This window comes from Polaribacter sp. M10 (assembly GCF_054968445.1).
In genome coordinates this window covers 59,475-77,767 of the sequence record NZ_JBSSBG010000013.1, presented here as the reverse complement: position 1 = coordinate 77,767, position 18,293 = coordinate 59,475, and the positions used below count along the sequence as shown (strand labels likewise).

Below are 18,293 nucleotides of genomic sequence, written 5' to 3'. Positions count from 1 at the left end.
CTTATTTTCGACCTCGCAAAAAACATAAATGAAAGTCTGTATAGCCGAAAAACCAAGTGTAGCAAGAGAGATTGCTAATATTCTAGGAGCCAACACAAAACGTGATGGTTACTTTGAAGGTAATGGCTATGCTGTAACTTATACTTTTGGTCATTTATGCACACTTTTAGAGCCAAAAGATTACAAACCTCATTGGAAAAGTTGGGATTTAAATAACCTACCAATGCTTCCTGAACGTTTTGATACTAAGGTTACAGGCGATTCTGGTATTAAAAAACAATTCAATATTGTAAAATCCTTATTCGAAAAAGCAGATGTTGTTATTAATTGTGGTGATGCAGGAACAGAAGGAGAACTGATACAACGTTGGGTAATAAATCAATGCAATTACAAAGGCAAAGTACAACGTTTATGGATTTCTTCGTTAACAGAAGAAGCCATTAAAGACGGATTTAACAATTTAGAATCCGCAGAAAAATACGATAATTTATATTATGCAGGTTATTCTAGAGCAATTGGAGATTGGTTGTTAGGTTTAAATGCAACGCGTTTATACACTGTAAAATTTGGTGGGTACAAACAAGTTTTGTCTGTTGGTAGAGTGCAAACTCCTACTCTAGCCATGTTAGTAAACAGGTATTTTGAAATCAAAAATTTTAAACCACAACCTTATTGGGAATTACAAACTACCTATAGAAATACACTATTTAATTATGAAGATGGTCGTTTTCTTAAAAAAGAAGATGGTCAAGTATTGGCAAACAAAGTTGCTGAATCTGATTTTGAAATTGTTTCTGTTACCAAAAAGAAAGGTAAAGAATACGCACCTAAACTTTTTGATTTAACAGGTTTACAGGTCTATTGTAATAATAAATTCGGGTTTTCTGCGGATGAAACTTTAAAAATTGTTCAAAAATTATACGAAATGAAAGTGGTTACTTATCCAAGAGTAGACACTACTTTTTTACCTAATGATTTGTATCCTAAAATTCATGGAATTTTATCGAAATTAACCAATTATAGCGAACTTACGCAACCACTCTTAGGTAAGAAAATTAAGAAAACAAAGCGTGTTTTCGATGATAAAAAAGTCACAGATCACCATGCTATAATTCCAACAGGAATTCAAGGAAATTTGCAATACAATCAGCAACAAGTTTATGATATTATCACAAGAAGATTTATTGCTGTTTTTTATCCAGATTCTGATGTTTCTAACACATCTGTAATGGGTAAAGCTGCAGAAGTGCCTTTTAAAACTACAGGAAAGGAAATTATAAATAAAGGTTGGCGCGTTGTTTTTGAAAAGAAAGAATCTTCTATTAAAAAAGAAATAAATGTAGCTGCAACTCTACCCTCTTTTGTTAAAGGAGAAAAAGGAACTCATGAACCTTCGTTTTTAGAAAAAGAAACCAAACCACCAAGAAATTATACAGAAGCCAGTTTATTACGCGCCATGGAAACTGCTGGAAAACAAGTAGATGATGATGAAATGCGCGAATTAATGAAAGAAAATGGAATTGGAAGACCATCAACCAGAGCAAGTATTATTGAAACTTTATTTAGAAGAAAATATATTGAACGTAAGAAAAAACTTGTTTTACCAACACAAACCGGAATTGATTTAATAAATATTATTGATAACGAACTTTTAAAATCTGCTGAATTAACGGGTAGATGGGAAAAACGCTTAAAAGAAATTGAACGTGGCGAGTTTAATGCTGGAACGTTTATCAACAATATGAAAAAAATGGTTGATCAGTTGGTTTATGAAGTACGTTCTAATACTACTAAAAAACGAATTTCTTCTAATGTCAATTCGAGCGCAATAGAAAAGGTTCAAAAGATTTCTCCACAAGATCGAAATGACAAAAAAAAGAAGCAAGTAGCAGGAAAAACTTGCCCTAAATGTAAAACAGGTAAACTGTTAAAAGGTTCTACTGCTTTTGGTTGTTCTGAGTATAAAAATAATTGCGATTTAAAAATTCCTTTTAAAATTTATGATAAAAAAGTTTCTGAAAATCAGATTATAAGATTAATTGATAAAGGTTGTACTACCAATTTAAAAGGTTTTGTTTTAAATGATGAAAAAGTTGAAGGTTTAATTCGTTTTGATGATAATTTTAATCTGAAACTTGAACCTAAAAATAAGATTTCTCCACAAGGTCGAAATGACAAAAACAGTGCAGAGCAATCATCAGAAAAAATCTCTTGTCCAAAATGTGCAACAGGAACCATTTTAAAAGGTAAAACTGCTTACGGCTGTTCTGAATACAAAACAGGTTGCGATTTTGTGTTTACGTTTGAAAACATCAAAAAAATAGCCAATGGAAAACCATTGACTAAAGAATTGGTCTTACAAATATTAAAAAGTTAACTTTTTTATTTTTTGGAACTTTGTTTTTTTAATCATTTTTTAAAGGAATGAATTCCATCATATTCAGTAAAATCATTTGTTCAGAATAAGAATTCTAGTTCGCATCTTTTTCTGTAATTTGTAAAACGTTTAAAAATCCATGTACATTGCTTGTTCCAAGACCGCGAATATTTATATCGATTATTCCTTCATCATTAGGTAGAACATCAGTAATAGAAATTAATTCATATAAATTATTCTTGTGATTTACAGAAGCTGTAGCGTTATTGATACTTATTTCAGTAGCAGTTCCAATATAATTTCTAGAACAAAAAGCTATAAAATCATACGCCTTAGTTGTATCTAAATTAGAAAGCCTTAAGGTTGATGTTGATCCATTTGGTGTTTTAAAACAATCTCTTTCAGCTTCGTATGGAAAGTTTGCTAAAGGATCATCACTTGTACCAGAAAAGTGTGCATCATGGTTTTCAAACGGAGCGATAACTTCTATATCTATACCTGATTCTGAGGCTGTAGTAGTACTTAAATTTGTAAGTTTTGCTCCAGTAGATACTCCAATACCAGGATTGCTAAAGCTATTCCATGGAAAAACCAATTCGTACCCATTTACACTTCTACCAAAATCTATTTGAATTACCATTGCATTTGATACAACAATAACTTTATCAATTCTTTCTTGTAACTGCTCTTTAAAATTACCATTACTTAAAGCTGAAACCAATTGTTGTGCAATATTTAAGTCGCTTTGCGATTTAGAATTTTCTAAATTTTCTACAGCTACTTCAGCTTTTAATCTTGAAGAAATTAGACTTTCATATGCTGGATGGTATCCGACATTAATCAAAGCGTTGTTGTTGCCTAAATTTTTATAATTTATAGACTGTGAATGGTTGTCAAACCCTTGGTATTCTATACTTGAAATATTTGCATCAGCATCTATTAATAATGATAATGAATGTTCTCTAAAAGAATCATCAACATCCATAAAATCTAAAGAGAGTGTAACTATATTTTCTTTTTTAGATTGATTAATTTTAGTGTTTTTTGAACATATTAAATATTCATAAACCGAATCTATAGTTGCCATCCACATATTATCTAAGCCAGATGCACCATATCTAGAGGCTAACCCTTCCATAACCCATTTAAAAGACTCGAACCTCATAGAACCACCATTGGTAGTTTCATTTTCACCCAAGTTAACTCTGTGTGTTCCTAATGTAATCCACACGTGTTGATTATTGTCTGATTTGGCATTTGTTAATAATGTTTCTATAAAATCGAAATCGCTAGAAGTTCTGTTGATGGTATTATCTTTCCAAGTATCAAAATCTCTAGACAAACCTAAAGCAGGTTTTGTTATCCAATATTCTGCGTATCTGTTCGAACTATGACCAAATTCGTTATTAGGATTGTTGATATTATTCACCAATTTTAAATAGCCTTGTTCTGCCAATTCTATAGTTATTGGATCATAAAGCGGATCGTTACTTGGAGCTGTAAAATTTCGTAACTTTAAACCAAGTACTTCTTTTAACTTTTTGTAATTTTCGGTTATTTGAAAAAGTATTTCTTGATCTCTAATTTCAGGGTCATTATTAAAACCAGGTGATGTAAATTGATTTTGTGCAGACCAACTATGATTTGTTATTGAAAAATTTTTCACATAACTATCCTTCAACATAAATGCATTCATGTTACTAATTGGATTATCATCAAAATTAATTGAACTCATATTTACATTTAAAGTGGCCGAAAACGGAATATTATTTCCTGCCCCATCTGTATAAAATAACCCTGGATAATCAGGAATACTTCCTTCATTATGTATTATGGTTCCTCCAGTAAACATGGGTACAGCCACTCTATATTGGCCCACTAAACCATCATCTAAATCAAAACTAAACGCAAATTCTTTATCGTATTTGTAAAATGCCTTTTCAACATTTACATAGGTTGGTTCAGCATCAAAAGTGATTGTAATTTTTTTTGAATTTGTAGCATTCATCTGCGTTTCAGAAAAAAATATACCCGAATTTATACCTTGTGCATGCGCTACTGTAGTAAATAACCACAAAAAGAAAGCTATTTTTTTCATACTCTATAAAAAGTTTTTTATTGATACTACTAAAAAGTGAGTACCATCAAAAATAGTAGTAATAAGGTTTTTAGAGTTTGCATTCAAATCCATAATTGGAGTAATCTTATCAGGAAATAAAAATTGATTTCCGTAATCTAATGTCCATTGCCCAGTGGCATCTTGGTTAACCAAAAACATATAAGTTGCTCCTAATATCGGGCTTGTAGGATTCTGTAAAATGGTGTCTTCAGTTAATACAATTTTATATAGGTTACCTTCTGTACCACTCCAAGAAATACTGCCTCCACTTGAGTTTAATATGTTAATTTTATTGCTAATAACTCCTGATAATTGAGCAGTTGAACTAGCTTCTAAATAGGAATTTCCGGCGATACTATCTGCAGTTTTAGCATGCAAAGCAAAAGGTACACTTAATATTTGACTTGTTGCTGATATGCTATAATTTGCTCCACCTGTTAAATCAATTTCAGTTTTAATAAAATAAGTACCAACAGACCAGTTGATATTAGAAAAATCACCAGTTAAAACAGCCCCTTCTCCAATTTCTAAACTCACTAACCCATTATTATTGGTTGTAGGTGTTTGCGTTTCTACATATACAGGAGTACTTCCTTGTAAAATACTGATTTGCATACCTACTTGTTCACTTACAACTAAGGTATTATTGACATCTCTTAATACAGCTTGGTAACTCATTTTTTCTGGAGCTTGACCATAGGTAAATAAAGAATTTAAAATAACGATAACTACAAATACTATTTTTTTCATAATGATTTATTTCTTGATAATTTTCAGAGCTTTTAATAATAAATTAGATTTGGTAACTTTTAGCAGATAAACTCCATTAGAAATATCTTGTATTTCAATTGTTGTTTTTGTGTCAATAATTCGTCCACTCTTTAATTGTTTTCCTTGAAGATCAAAAAGAGCGTACTCCAATTTATCTTGAGGCGTATTAGATGTTTTTAAAACAAGTTCATCAGAAGTTGGATTTGGATAAGTGGTAAGCGTAAGGATCATAGATTTATCATCTAAAACACTGAGCACCTGAAATTCAAAAGGCTGTTGAACTCCTTGAGCAACTGAACCAGTATTACTAGAGGCAGTTGTATACACTAATTGACCAAGAGTAAAGGCTACAGAACCTGAATTACTACTATTAGTAATACCTGAAGATGTTATGGAAGTTTGTGAATATAAAAAAGGTGTTATACATAACAACACACCCAAAAAGATGTTTTTTTTCATAGCTTTTTCTTTTAAAATAACTTTTTTAATCTTTTCCTTAATACTAAAGAATAATGATCATTACAAAAATACTTTTTTTTAAAAAACAGGCAAATAAATAACTTTTTTAAGTTTAAAGGAATTCTATTATTTAGTTCATTCATCATTTAGATCTTTTATCTAAAAAAAATAAAAAGATAACGTCGACTTAAGTCATTTTCCATTCTACCTTAAACAAAGTAAAAATATTTTATCACAGTAAATAAATTGTACGGTTATCCGTAAAACTCAAATAAAATTCAAATAAAACTCAAATTACTAAGGGTCTCTATTGTTATTAACTTATAACAATCCATTCATCAAATAAACTTTTGAATAATTTTATGACTTGAGTGCTGCATAACTTTTCTGGTATAATATGTTGAAAATTAACTGAATCTCATTTTGAGCTATACATCATAAATTTTAAAAATAATCTCAAATAAACTACTCAAAAGCTTGATCTTTATATTACATTAGTAACTTCTTGAATAAAAAAATAATAAGCCAAACTTTTAATGGATTTTACAAACCCGCTAGTATATGGTGTTCCTTGTTTTTTAGCGCTCATTTTGGTGGAGCTAACTTACAGCAAACATCATAAAAAAAAGAAAAATATAGACCTTTATAAATGGAAAGATTTAACAGCTAGTTTAACTATGGGAATTGGCTCTACAATTATAGCTCCACTAACCAAAACCATTGCTGCTATTGTTCTTTTTAATTTTGTTTATGATGTTTTTAACCCTGTAATTGATGGTGTTAGAACTAATATTATGGGCTATGAATCTTTTGGATATGCTTGGTATATTTGGATAATTTGTCAGCTTTTAGACGATTTTAGTTATTACTGGTTTCATAGACAAAATCATAATGTTCGCTTTTTATGGGCTGCACATATTGTACATCATTCTTCAGATAATTTTAATTTAGGAACTGCTGTAAGAAATGGTTGGTTTACAATTTTCTACAAACCCTTTTTTTATATGTGGATTCCTGCTATAGGTTTTCCGCCAGAAATGTTAGTCGTTTGTTTAGGAATTGAAGCTTTATGGCAATTTCAATTGCACAGTGTGTATATTCCGAAGTTAGGTTTAATCGAAAAATTTATGAATACACATACCATGCATCAAGTGCATCATGCACAAAACATAGAATATATGGATAAAAATCATGGTGGATTTTTAAATATTTTTGATCGTGTTTTTGGCACTTGGAAACCACTTGACGAATCTATTGATATTAAATACGGAGTTACAAAACCACCAAATTCTTACAATCCGTTTGTAATTCTTACCCACGAATACAAAGATATTTGGTTAGATATGAAAAAATCTAAAAATTGGTATCATAAATTTATGTACGCTTTTGCAGCTCCTGGCTGGAGCCATGATGGAAGTACTTTAACCATAAAGCAACTACAGATGAAAATTAAAGAAGATAATAAATAGTGCTTTTTTTAAGCAAGTTTGTTGGCAAACAAGTTTAGCCCAGATTGAAACGACATCCTTTTTATGCTTAACTAAATTCAGTATAAGCTAGTGATACTAAATCTAGTGTTTATGAATAAACAGATGCTGTAATAAATTCAGCATAAAAAGATATAGTGGAAAGCTGGAAATAGCTTCTAAAAAAAATTAATCGATCATATTTTTTAAGTAAAATTTCTCTACTTTTTCTCTAGCCCAAGGTGTAGTTCTTAAAAATTTTAAGGATGATTTGTAAGTAGGATTATTTTTAAAAGCATTGATATTTAAGGCATAACCCAATTCTTCCCAACCATATTCTAAATACAATTCTTCTAAAATTGTGGCTAATTTTATGCCATGTAATGGATTGTTTGGTTGTTCTTTACTCATTATTTGTTATTCGAAATTTTTTCTATTTCATCAGAACTAAAAATATTTATAATCGGTTTTGTTTTGGCCAAAACTTGCATACAAGTTGCTATTTTTTCGGGATGAATCATTTTATATTTTTTTAATCTACCAAAAAACAAAGGATTTAAAACACGCATTATGGCTTTACCAATACTTTCTCCTAATCGAAATTCATCACGATTTCCACCAATGATAGATGGTCTTAATATATATGTATTTTGGATATTTTGATGCAAAACATCGCGCTCCATTTCTCCTTTAGTTTTGTTATAAAAAACACTGCTATTTGCATCTGCTCCCATAGAAGACATTACTACAAACGTAGGTATTTTATTTTGTTTGGCAATTTTTGCAGCAGTTACAGGAATTCCGTAATCAATTGCTTTGTACAACTTTTTATCTTTGGTTTTTGCAGCTGTGGTACCAATACAACAGAAAACTTCATCAGCAATAAAGTCTTCACTTTCTTTTTCTAAAGCTAATAAATCAACAATAAATTCTTCTATTTTTTCTGATTTATGGGCTACTGAATTTCTAGAAAATAATTTAATTTTCGAGTATTCTTTATCTGCTATTAATTTTTCTAGCAAAATAGAACCAGTTAAACCAGTTGCTCCTAAAAGAATTGCAGTTTTGCCCATTATTTATCTAAATTCGGTAAAATAAACTCATCTAAAACCGATTTTTTAGCCATCATTTTTTCAATTTCTTCTATGGTTCTTGGCGCTTCTGCAGATAAATTTACTGGTCCGTTTTTGGTAACCAAAATATCATCTTCAATTCTAATTCCTATACCCCAATATTTTTTATCACATGGACTACCCTCTGGAATATAAATTCCTGGCTCCATAGTAACCACCATATTTTCTTCAAATTCTTTATAATTTCCAGGATCATGTACATCTAAACCAATGTGATGTGAAGTTCCATGAGGAAAATAATTATGTCTTTCATCAACCGATTTTATAATTCCTAACTCAAACAAACCTTGATTGATAATTTTTCTTGCAGCTTGATTCGGAGCACTTATTTTTGCACCAATGGTATATAAAGCAATACCTGCTTCTTGGGCTTTATACACCAAATCGTAAATTTCTTTTTGGGCTTTTGTGAATTTTCCATTTGCAGGAATTGTACGTGTTACATCTGCTGTAAAACCTCTGTATTCTGCACCTAAATCCATCAAAACCAAATCATTGGCAACCTTAGTTTTATTATTTTCTATATAGTGTAAAATACAACCATTATTACCTGCACCAACAATAGACGGATATCCTTCGTATTCAGCACCGTATTTTTTGTAGACAAATTCATGAATTCCTTGCAATTCAGTTTCAGACATGTGTGGTTTCATTGCTTTCATCACCTCTATTTGTCCAACAGCAGAAATTCGCACTGCTTTGGTTAATAATTTTAATTCTGCTGCTGTTTTAATTTCACGCATTGAAGCCAAACTGGCTCCTAAAAAATTAAGATCGATATTGGTTTTAGGTTTTAAAGCCAGAGAAATTTTTTGCTTTATTTCATTTTTTAAAGCATCTGAATCTGCTGATTTATATTTATTTAACAATTCGTCATTTTTAATTTCTGATGAACGGTTTGCTAAACGATCTATTATGCTAATTACATTCGCACTACTTTCTACAGGAGTTTCAGCAACATTACTGTATGCATATTCTTTTAATCTTGATAAAAACATGTTTGGATCATATCCTGATTTTTGTTTAAAACTTTTAACCAAATCAAAAATATCTGCTCCACTTAAATCTCTGTAATCATCATTAAATTTTTCGATAAAAACTTTATCAAAATCTTTAAAGTTTAATTTGTCAGTTAAAAATTCGCTGGCATTTTTGGCAACTTTAAAACCCAATTCATTTTTTGCTCCTTCTACTCCCAAACGTTTTCCATTCCATTGCTCAGCTCTTGGATCTCTTTTTTGTACGTATAAAATTTCGTTATATGTATTTCCATTCACATCAGTTTGATCATCAGAAAACAAAACTAAAACTCCATTTGGTTCTCTATAACCTGTTAAATAGTAAAAGTTTGGATCTTGATGAAAAACATAATCTACATCATTGGCCCTATTTCTTAGCGGATTTGCAAAAACGACAGCAACAGAATTTGCTGGCATTTTAGAACGTAACAAATCACGTCTTTCTTTATGAAATTCTTTTGATAAAAAATCGGTTGGAGTTTGCGAAAATCCATGTAAGGAAATCATTAAAAAGAAAAGGAATAAAAATTTAAAAGGCTTCATGAGAACAAGTTTAATTTGGTTGTACTCTCAAATGTAATATTATTTATGATTCCGTTGAAAATATTAACAAATTATTAGTGATTGTTTATTGCGAATTTTTCAATAATTTAGCCCTTTATTAAAGAAATCTATAAATGAAAAATATTGCATTACATAAAGTTCACGAAAATTTAGGCGCAAAAATGGTACCTTTTGCTGGTTATAACATGCCAGTTTCTTACGAAGGTGTTACAGCAGAACATCTTACAGTTAGAAATGGAGTTGGTGTTTTTGATGTTAGCCATATGGGTGAATTTCTAGTTTCTGGAGAAAATGCTTTGGCTTTAATTCAGAAAATTACTTCTAATGATGCTTCTAAATTAGCCATTGGAGATGCACAATACAGCTGTTTTCCAAACACAGAAAACGGAATTGTAGACGATTTAATTTGCTACAGAATTAAAGAAGACACCTATTTATTAGTGGTAAATGCATCAAACATAGAAAAAGATTGGAACTGGATTACAAAATATAATGAAGAATTTGGTGCCGATTTAAGAGATTTATCCGAAGATTATTCCCTGTTAGCCATTCAAGGTCCTAAAGCAGTTGAAGCCATGCAATCTTTATCTTCTTTAGATTTAGCCGATATTCCTTTTTATAAATTTAAAGTTGGCGATTTTTCTGGTATTCAGCACGTTATTATTTCTGCAACTGGTTATACTGGTTCTGGCGGATTTGAAATTTATTGTAAAAACAATGAAGTTGAACAAATCTGGAACAAAGTTTTTGAAGCGGGTGCAGATTTTGGTATTAAACCCATTGGTTTGGCTGCAAGAGATACATTACGCCTAGAAATGGGATATTGTTTGTATGGTAATGATATTGATGATACAACATCTCCAATAGAAGCTGGTTTAAGTTGGATTACAAAATTTACCAAAGATTTTGTAAATGCAGAAGCTTTAGCCAAACAAAAAGCACAAAAACCTACAAAACGCTTGGTTGCTTTTGAGTTAAATGAAAGAGGAATTCCAAGACAAGGTTATGCTATTGTTGATGCTGATGGAACTGTAATTGGTAATGTAACTTCTGGTACAATGAGCCCAAGTTTAAGCAAAGGTATTGGTTTAGGCTATGTACCAACAGCATATATGAAACCTGGGACAGAAATTTTTATTCAGGTTCGTAAAAAAGCAATTTCATCTACCATTGTTAAATTACCATTTTATAAAGAAGCATAAGCTTAAAAAATATAATTTAAATTAAAAAAACTGTAAGGTTTTTACAAAGAGTTCGATTATATCATCGAACTCTTTAACATTAAAAAAACAATGAAAAAATTACTTATTCTATCAATACCCTTTTTATTTTTTATGTTTGGTTGTCAACAAAAAAAAGAAACCCCTAAAAAAGTTGTAGAAAAACCAATTGAGAAAAATCTTTCAGAAAAAATTGAAGATGCTCATCAAAAAAATACATTTTTAAAAAAAGAAGCAATTTCTTTTGATGCTGAAATCACCTTTGGTGGAAAAGAAATATTTAATGCTAATATTACTATTACAACTGGTTCTGATTTGGCAAAAATAACCTATAAAAATGGCGATGAAATCTTTGTAAAACAACAAGATATTTTTGTTTCTCCGAGTTTAAAAGAAAATCCTGGAGTTCGTTTTCATGCCTATACTTGGAACTATTTTTTCCTTTTTCCATATAAATTAAATGATGATGGAACAAAATGGGATTTCAATTACAAAACTCAAGAAACAAATACCACTTTAACAACAGCAAAATTAAGTTTTGAATCTAATGTTGGTGATGCTCCTGACGATTGGTACATTACCTATACAAATAAAGAAAATGTATTACAGCATGTTGCATATATTGTAACTTTAGGGAAAACAAAAGCTGCTGCAGAAGCAGATCCGCATGCCATAAAATACAATAATTATACTACTATTGATGGTGTTCCTTTTGCTACAAATTGGGAATTTTATGAGTGGAACAACAAAAAAGGCTTAACCAATAAAATTGGAAATGGAAATATTTCTAATATTAAATTTGTAAAAGACTTTAGAAGCAATTTTGCAGTTCCAGAAAATTACATCAAAAAATAAGTTAACTAATAGCTAGTTTAAAAACCTCACTTTGTGAGGTTTTTTTATTTTAAAAGAACTAATTTCGTTGGCAAAATTTTTCTAAATAAATTATGATAAATTGTTTATTAACGGGTGGAACAGGAATTGTTGGAAGTCATATTATTTTTGAATGGTTGCAAAAAGCCATTGTAGATAAAACTGTAAATCATCTTTTTGTGGTGATTAGAGATTCAGAAAAAACTGCTCAACAAAGATTAGAAGATATTTTACAAGATGAATCTCGTCCTAATTTTTTAAATCAATTTTCTTTAGAAGAATGTTTAGAGAAAATCACTGTTATTTCTGGTGATTTATCAACCCTAGAAAAAGAAACCTTAAATAGGTATCATTTTACGACGGTAATACATTGTGCAGGCTCTACAAACCTATTAAACACAAACGATTCTAAAGAAATTGTACACTCTCAAAATTACTTAGTTACCCAACATTTATTAGAGGTATTACCAAAATTTGTAAATCGATTTTTATACATAAGTACTGCTTTTTCTTTTGGTATACAAGATGATAAAGTAAATGATAGCATAGAAAATTATAAGGTAACCGATTTTAGAAATCCTTATGAAAAATCGAAATATGAGAGCGAACGTTTTGTAAAAGAAACCTGTAAGTTAAAACAAATTGATGCTCAAATTTTAAGACCAAGTATAATTTGTGGTCGTTTAATTGATAAACCTTTTTTTGAAACTCCTAAATATGATGTTTTTTATTCTTGGGCCATATTTTTAGATAAATATGCTAAAAAAGCCAAAGAGAATTTTAGAATTTGGGTAGATCAGAAAAGTGGATTGAATATTATTCCTGTAGATTTTGTATCAAAAGCAATATTATACGCATTTTTAACTCCAAGTATAAAGGAATTAAACATTGTAAATCCGAAGCAAATATTACATAAAAATTATGTGGGCGATGTTTTAGAGTCCTTTAACATCAACTCTTATCAATATGTAGATCAAAAACCTGAAAACCAAAATGGTTTTGAACAATTATATTACAAAAGTATTGGAGGAGTGTTCGAAAAATATGTATCCATACCAGATTTACAATTTAAATCTGAACAGATTGTTAAACTAATAGATCAATTGCAATTAGAGCTTACTTTGGGAGTGCATGAAAATTTTATGAACTTGATTAATTTTTCTGTAGAAAAGAAATTTCGAAAAAGTTATTAAAATCTAATGCTAAAAAAAGATGGAATTATAGTTTTACTTTAACTAATGCTCTTTCGCTTTCATTAGTTTTTACAACTTTTATGATTTTAGATACTAAAACATAAAAAGAAAAGAAAGCAATTGTTAATAAGGTATAATCAATAGATTGAGAAACTAAATCTTGAGAAGAAATAAAATTTGAAAGCTGCGTAAACATGAGTAGTAGTTTTTTGGTTTACTCAAAAATAGATTTAATCTAAGATGCAATTTTATTTTTTATACGAATGGTAATAAATCATCGTTAAAGTGAACTATTAAAGAGTTTTAATAAATATTACCAATTGCAAGTACTTTTTTTACAATCACCTAAAGGATTATCTACTATCCTTTAAAAGAAAATTTATAATAGTAAAAATTACATTTTAACTCTTGATAATGCTTTGTATCTATTTGCTATTTTAATAATATTGATAATTTTATCAACTAAAACAAAAAATGATACAAAAGCAATCATTAATAAAGTGTAATCTACAATTTGAGAAGTTAAAGCTTTTAAAGAAATTAGATTTATAATTTGAGTAAACATGGTAAAAAGTTTTTAAGGTTACTCAAAAGTAATATTTATCTAAATACGCTTCTCTATAAAACATATCAAGCACAATAAACTATAGATGAATGGAATTTTTATACAGTTTAAAAAAATTAAACGGTTAATCATCAATTACTTCATTCAAAAATAAGGCAGTTTAATTTGATTTTAAACGTTGAATCTGAAGTGCATAATATCACCATCATTAACAATATACTCCTTACCTTCTACTCTCATTTTACCAGCTTCTTTCACTTTCGATTCAGAACCATAGTTGGCATAATCTTCGTAAGAAATTGTTTCTGCTCTAATAAAACCTTTTTCAAAATCAGTATGAATTACTCCTGCTGCTTGTGGAGCTGTTGCACCAATAGGAATTGTCCAAGCTCTTACTTCTTTTACTCCAGCAGTAAAGTAAGTTTGTAAGTTTAATAATTTATACGCAGAACGTACCAATCTAGAAACACCAGCTTCTTCTAAACCAATATCTTCTAAAAACATTTGACGTTCTTCATAATCTTCTAATTCAGTAATATCTGCTTCTGTACCTACTGCTAAAACAATAACTTCTGCATTTTCGTCTTTAACAGCTTCTTTTACTTTATCTACATAATCATTACCAGAAACCGCTGAATTTTCATCAACATTACAAACATATAAAACCGGTTTTGCAGTAATAAATTGCAAAGATTGTACAAACTCAATCTCTTTTTCGTTAAAATCTAATGCTCTAACAGAAACACCTTGTAATAAAGTTTCTTCTATTTTTAAAAGAACAACTAATTCAGCTTGTGCTTCTTTATTTCCTGTTTTTGCTGTTCTTTTAACTCTTTCTAAACGTTTTTGAACCGTTTCTAAATCCTTTAATTGCAATTCGATATCTATCGTTTCTTTATCTCTTACAGGATCTACAGAATTATCAACATGAATAATATTATCATTATCAAAACAACGCAAAACGTGTAAGATTGCATCTGTTTCCCTAATATTTGCTAAAAACTGATTTCCTAAACCTTCTCCTTTACTAGCTCCTTTTACCAAACCAGCAATATCTACAATTTCTACAGTTGCAGGAACAACTTTTTCTGGGTTAACCAATTCTTCTAGTTTTTCCAAACGAGTATCTGGAACATTTACAACACCTAAATTTGGTTCTATAGTACAAAAAGGAAAGTTTGCACTTTGCGCTTTTGCGTTAGATAAACAGTTAAATAAAGTTGATTTTCCTACGTTTGGTAATCCTACAATTCCAGCTTTCATTTAATAATATTTTTGCGAGTGCAAATATAAACGAACTTTCATAAAACAATGAGTAATAGAAAAAAAACTGATCAATGAATTTAATAATACTCATATACTTGATTTTACATTATATGCAACAAAAACAAAATAATCAAAGCTTTAAATCACAACAAACAAACAATTCATTGTATTAAATTCATCAATTTTAACTTTTTGGTAAAAAAAATTGAATTTTAAAGAGTATATTTTTTATCACTATGTCTTTTTTAAAATAAGAACGCCTAAATTTTATTTAAAATTTAGTGTAAAACAATTCAATTTCTAATTAAAATTAAATTTTATGAAACAAAATCAAACATTAAAATTATTTACTATTATCTTATTTATGATTCCTGTAACATTCTTGGCACAGAATATTAAAGGAAAGGTTACCGACATTTCTGGTACTGGTTTACCGTTTATAAATATTATAGAAAAAGGCACTTCTAATGGTGTTGTTACAGATGATAATGGAGAATTCTCTATTAAAGTAAAAAACTTACCTACTACTTTTATAGTATCGTCTATGGGCTTTGAAACTAAAAATATTACAGTGAATAATACTTCTTTTTTATCTATTGTTATAAAAGAAGATAATGCTTTAGATGAAGTTGTAGTAGTTGGTTCTAGAAATTCTAAAAGAACTGCAGTAGATACTCCTGTACCTGTAGACATTATAGATGTACAGAAGTTAGCTACAACAAATGGAAAAGTTGAGGTAAATGATATTTTACAATTTGCTGCACCTTCTTTTAATGCAACAAAACAATCTGGTTCTGATGGAGCAGATCATATTGTACCAGCTTCTTTAAGAGGTTTAGGTCCAGATCAAACTTTGGTTTTAATTAATGGTAAAAGAAGACATCAATCTTCTTTAGTTAATATTTTTGGTACAAGAGGTCGTGGAAATTCTGGTACAGATTTAAATGCAATACCTGCAGCTGCCATTAAAAGAATAGAAGTTTTAAGAGATGGAGCTTCTGCACAATATGGTTCTGATGCCATTGCTGGGGTTATAAATATTGTTTTAAATGATAATACTGATGGTATTTCTGCAGGTGTAACTTATGGAGCTTACAGTACTGCTGTTGGCGGTAATTTTGCTCAAGAAATTTTTGATACTCAAGGTGGATGGGAACCAGAGTTATTTAATGTAGAAGGTAAAAACAGATTAGATGGTAAAGAAAAAAGTTTTGATGGTGAAACTGTTAAAATCGATTTAAACTACGGTGCTAAGATTAATGACTTAGGTGGTTTTGTAAACTTTACAACAGAATTTTTATCTAAAAACAACACTTTAAGACCAGGTTTTTCTTGGCGTAAAGGTTATGGTAGTGCAGGTTTAGATGGTTTTAATTTTATGGTTAACTCAATTATCCCTGTTTCTGATAAAACTGAAGTATATGTTTTTGGTGGTAGAAATTATAGAGATACAAATGCTTATGCATTTTCTAGAAGTAGTTTTGATGATGGTGATAATAGATCTGTACCAAGTATTTATCCTGATGGATTTACGCCAAGAATTACATCAATTATTGTAGATAATTCAATTTCTGGAGGTTTAAAACATACTTTAGATAATGGTTGGGAAGTTGATTTTAATAATACTTTTGGTATGAATAAGTTTCATTATTTTATTAAAGATTCTAATAATGCTTCTTTAGGTGATGCTTCTCCTACCGATTTTGATGCTGGTGGACACAGTTTATCTCAGAATACAACAGGAGTAGATTTTAGTAAATATTTTGAAGATTATGCTGATGGAATCAACTTTGCATTTGGTTTAGAATACAGAACCGAAAACTTTCAAATTTTTGCAGGTGAAGAATCTTCTTATGGTTTGTATGATGACAATGGAGTACTATTAACAAACCCAGCTATACAAACTGTAGCTACAGATTCTAATGGCGATGTTTTATCTGGTGGTTCACAAGGTTTTCCTGGTTATAGTCCAGATAACGAAGTAGACAGAAGTAGAACAAATTTAGGAGTGTATTTTGATACAGAAATCAACCTAAGTGAAGCTTTTTTATTAAGTGCAGCTTTACGTTATGAAAATTATAGTGATTTTGGTAGCACATTTAACTACAAACTTGCAACAAGATACAAAGTAAATGACAACCTTTCTTTTAGAGGTTCTGTTTCTAGTGGTTTTAGAGCACCATCTTTGGCACAAATTTATTACAACTTAAAATTCACAAATATTGTAGCAGGTACTTCTGTTCCTTCTTTATTATCAGCAAATAATAGTACAGTTACTAGAGCATTTGGTATTGGAGACTTACAAGAAGAAAAAGCAATTAATACTAGTATTGGTTTTACTTATAAGAAAAATGGCTTTACAGCAACAATAGATGCTTACTCTATTGCTGTTGATGATAGAATTATTTTAACAGATAACTTTACAGATCAAACTATATTAGGTCCTTTAAATGTAGATGCTGCACAATTTTTTGCAAATGGTGTAGATACTAAAACAAGCGGAGTTGATATTGTTTTAAATTACAAAACTACTTTTGGTAATGACCATAATATAAATATTGGTTTAATTGGTAATTTAAACGATCTAGAAATTAAAGAAATCCATAATGGAGATTTGAATCCGTTTACTTTTTTTAGCGGATTTTCACAAGCCTATTTAGAAGCTGCAGCACCAGATTATAAGTTTGGTTTAAACTTAGGATATTCTAAAAACAAATTCAATGCAAATGTTACTTTAACTAAATTTAGCGAAGTTCAATTACAAGATTTTCAATGGGTAGATGCACCACCAACTACACAAGCAGAAGCTGATGCTTTGTTTGCAGTTGCAACAGATACTTACGAGTCTTTAATTACAACAGATTTAAGTTTAGGATACAAAATTTCTGATAAAATTAATATAACTCTTGGTGCAAACAACCTTTTTAATATTTATCCAACACCACAATTTGATGGTTGGACAGATCAAGGTGGTTTAGCAGATTCAGTTCAAATGGGATCTGATGGAGCTTATTATTTTACAAGAATTAACTTTAGTTTGTAAGCATTTTAAATAGTCTCCCACAAAGAAGCCTGAACATAAAATGTTCAGGCTTTTTTATTTTAATACTTGCAAATTAAATTTACATGTAAGTTTTATATTTAGAAAATATAAATAGTGGCTGCCAGTTTGAATATATTATTTCACATAAACCTGAACAAGAAGCAAATAATAAAACATATATCAAAAAAAAACCTCGAAATTCATCGAGGTTTTGTTTCATATTAT

The 18,293-nt window shown here is 29.7% G+C and carries 15 protein-coding genes; 6 read left to right on the top strand and 9 right to left on the bottom strand.

Translation table 11 applies throughout. The annotated features are described in order from the left end of the window. Positions 1 to 28: 28 nt before the first annotated feature. Entirely contained in the window at positions 29 to 2,377 is a 2,349-nt protein-coding gene (locus ACWYN7_RS12135; protein ID WP_462860242.1) for a DNA topoisomerase 3, read from the top strand. A gap of 94 nt (positions 2,378 to 2,471) precedes the next feature. Here the strand turns inward: ACWYN7_RS12135 and ACWYN7_RS12130 are convergent, their stop codons facing one another. The 3 genes from ACWYN7_RS12130 to ACWYN7_RS12120 are packed head-to-tail and all read right to left on the bottom strand — an operon-like array spanning position 2,472 to position 5,726. After that, positions 2,472 to 4,475, bottom strand: a complete 2,004-nt coding sequence (locus ACWYN7_RS12130; protein ID WP_462860241.1) for a hypothetical protein — start codon at positions 4,473 to 4,475, stop codon at positions 2,472 to 2,474. 3 nt (positions 4,476 to 4,478) lie between these two features. Further along, positions 4,479 to 5,246, bottom strand: a complete 768-nt coding sequence (locus ACWYN7_RS12125; protein WP_462860240.1) for a hypothetical protein — start codon at positions 5,244 to 5,246, stop codon at positions 4,479 to 4,481. 6 nt (positions 5,247 to 5,252) lie between these two features. Further along, positions 5,253 to 5,726 carry a T9SS type A sorting domain-containing protein gene (locus ACWYN7_RS12120; RefSeq protein ID WP_462860239.1) on the bottom strand — a complete coding sequence of 158 codons (474 nt, stop codon included), beginning with the start codon at positions 5,724 to 5,726 and terminating at the stop codon, positions 5,253 to 5,255. A 536-nt stretch (positions 5,727 to 6,262) separates the two neighbouring features. Here ACWYN7_RS12120 and ACWYN7_RS12115 point away from each other — a divergent pair. Next, the gene (locus ACWYN7_RS12115) at positions 6,263 to 7,195 is read left to right on the top strand and encodes a sterol desaturase family protein (RefSeq protein WP_462860238.1); all 933 of its coding nucleotides are present in this window, start codon (positions 6,263 to 6,265) and stop codon (positions 7,193 to 7,195) included. Between the two features lie 186 nt (positions 7,196 to 7,381). On the opposite strand, the gene ACWYN7_RS12110 is transcribed toward ACWYN7_RS12115, so the two are convergent. Genes ACWYN7_RS12110 through ACWYN7_RS12100 form a run of 3 tightly spaced genes read right to left on the bottom strand, consistent with a single transcriptional unit; the run spans position 7,382 to position 9,887 of the window. Next, positions 7,382 to 7,603, bottom strand: a complete 222-nt coding sequence (locus ACWYN7_RS12110) for a VF530 family protein (RefSeq protein WP_015480085.1) — start codon at positions 7,601 to 7,603, stop codon at positions 7,382 to 7,384. Beyond that, positions 7,603 to 8,265: an NAD(P)H-binding protein gene (locus ACWYN7_RS12105; RefSeq protein WP_462860237.1), complete on the bottom strand. Its 663-nt coding sequence runs from the start codon at positions 8,263 to 8,265 to the stop codon at positions 7,603 to 7,605. Before ACWYN7_RS12105 ends, ACWYN7_RS12110 begins: the two co-directional genes overlap by 1 nt. After that, positions 8,265 to 9,887: an aminopeptidase P N-terminal domain-containing protein gene (locus ACWYN7_RS12100; protein WP_462860236.1), complete on the bottom strand. Its 1,623-nt coding sequence runs from the start codon at positions 9,885 to 9,887 to the stop codon at positions 8,265 to 8,267. The genes ACWYN7_RS12105 and ACWYN7_RS12100 overlap by 1 nt, the downstream gene beginning before the upstream one ends. A 134-nt stretch (positions 9,888 to 10,021) precedes the next feature. Between ACWYN7_RS12100 and gcvT the strand changes: the two genes are divergently transcribed. The 3 genes from gcvT (at position 10,022) to ACWYN7_RS12085 (ending at position 13,194) form a co-directional block, all read left to right on the top strand. Further along, entirely contained in the window at positions 10,022 to 11,110 is a 1,089-nt protein-coding gene (gcvT, locus tag ACWYN7_RS12095) for a glycine cleavage system aminomethyltransferase GcvT (protein ID WP_462860235.1), read from the top strand. Positions 11,111 to 11,200: 90 nt separating this feature from the next. Next, positions 11,201 to 11,983: a hypothetical protein gene (locus ACWYN7_RS12090; protein WP_462860234.1), complete on the top strand. Its 783-nt coding sequence runs from the start codon at positions 11,201 to 11,203 to the stop codon at positions 11,981 to 11,983. A 92-nt stretch (positions 11,984 to 12,075) separates the two neighbouring features. Continuing rightward, positions 12,076 to 13,194: an SDR family oxidoreductase gene (locus ACWYN7_RS12085; protein WP_462860233.1), complete on the top strand. Its 1,119-nt coding sequence runs from the start codon at positions 12,076 to 12,078 to the stop codon at positions 13,192 to 13,194. A 25-nt stretch (positions 13,195 to 13,219) separates the two neighbouring features. Here ACWYN7_RS12085 and ACWYN7_RS12080 read toward each other — a convergent pair whose 3' ends face one another. The 3 genes from ACWYN7_RS12080 to ychF all read right to left on the bottom strand — a co-directional run bounded on the left by ACWYN7_RS12080 (position 13,220) and on the right by ychF (position 15,022). After that, positions 13,220 to 13,390: a hypothetical protein gene (locus ACWYN7_RS12080; RefSeq protein WP_462860232.1), complete on the bottom strand. Its 171-nt coding sequence runs from the start codon at positions 13,388 to 13,390 to the stop codon at positions 13,220 to 13,222. A 198-nt stretch (positions 13,391 to 13,588) separates the two neighbouring features. Then, positions 13,589 to 13,759, bottom strand: coding sequence for a hypothetical protein (locus ACWYN7_RS12075; protein ID WP_462860231.1), 171 nt, complete (start codon positions 13,757 to 13,759; stop codon positions 13,589 to 13,591). 171 nt (positions 13,760 to 13,930) lie between these two features. Continuing rightward, positions 13,931 to 15,022 carry a redox-regulated ATPase YchF gene (gene ychF / locus ACWYN7_RS12070; RefSeq protein WP_462860230.1) on the bottom strand — a complete coding sequence of 364 codons (1,092 nt, stop codon included), beginning with the start codon at positions 15,020 to 15,022 and terminating at the stop codon, positions 13,931 to 13,933. Between the two features lie 322 nt (positions 15,023 to 15,344). On the opposite strand from ychF, the gene ACWYN7_RS12065 reads away from it, so the two are divergent. Continuing rightward, positions 15,345 to 18,068 (top strand): TonB-dependent receptor, encoded by a 2,724-nt coding sequence (locus tag ACWYN7_RS12065; protein ID WP_462860229.1) that lies wholly within the window; start codon positions 15,345 to 15,347, stop codon positions 18,066 to 18,068. The last annotated feature ends 225 nt before the right edge of the window (positions 18,069 to 18,293 follow it).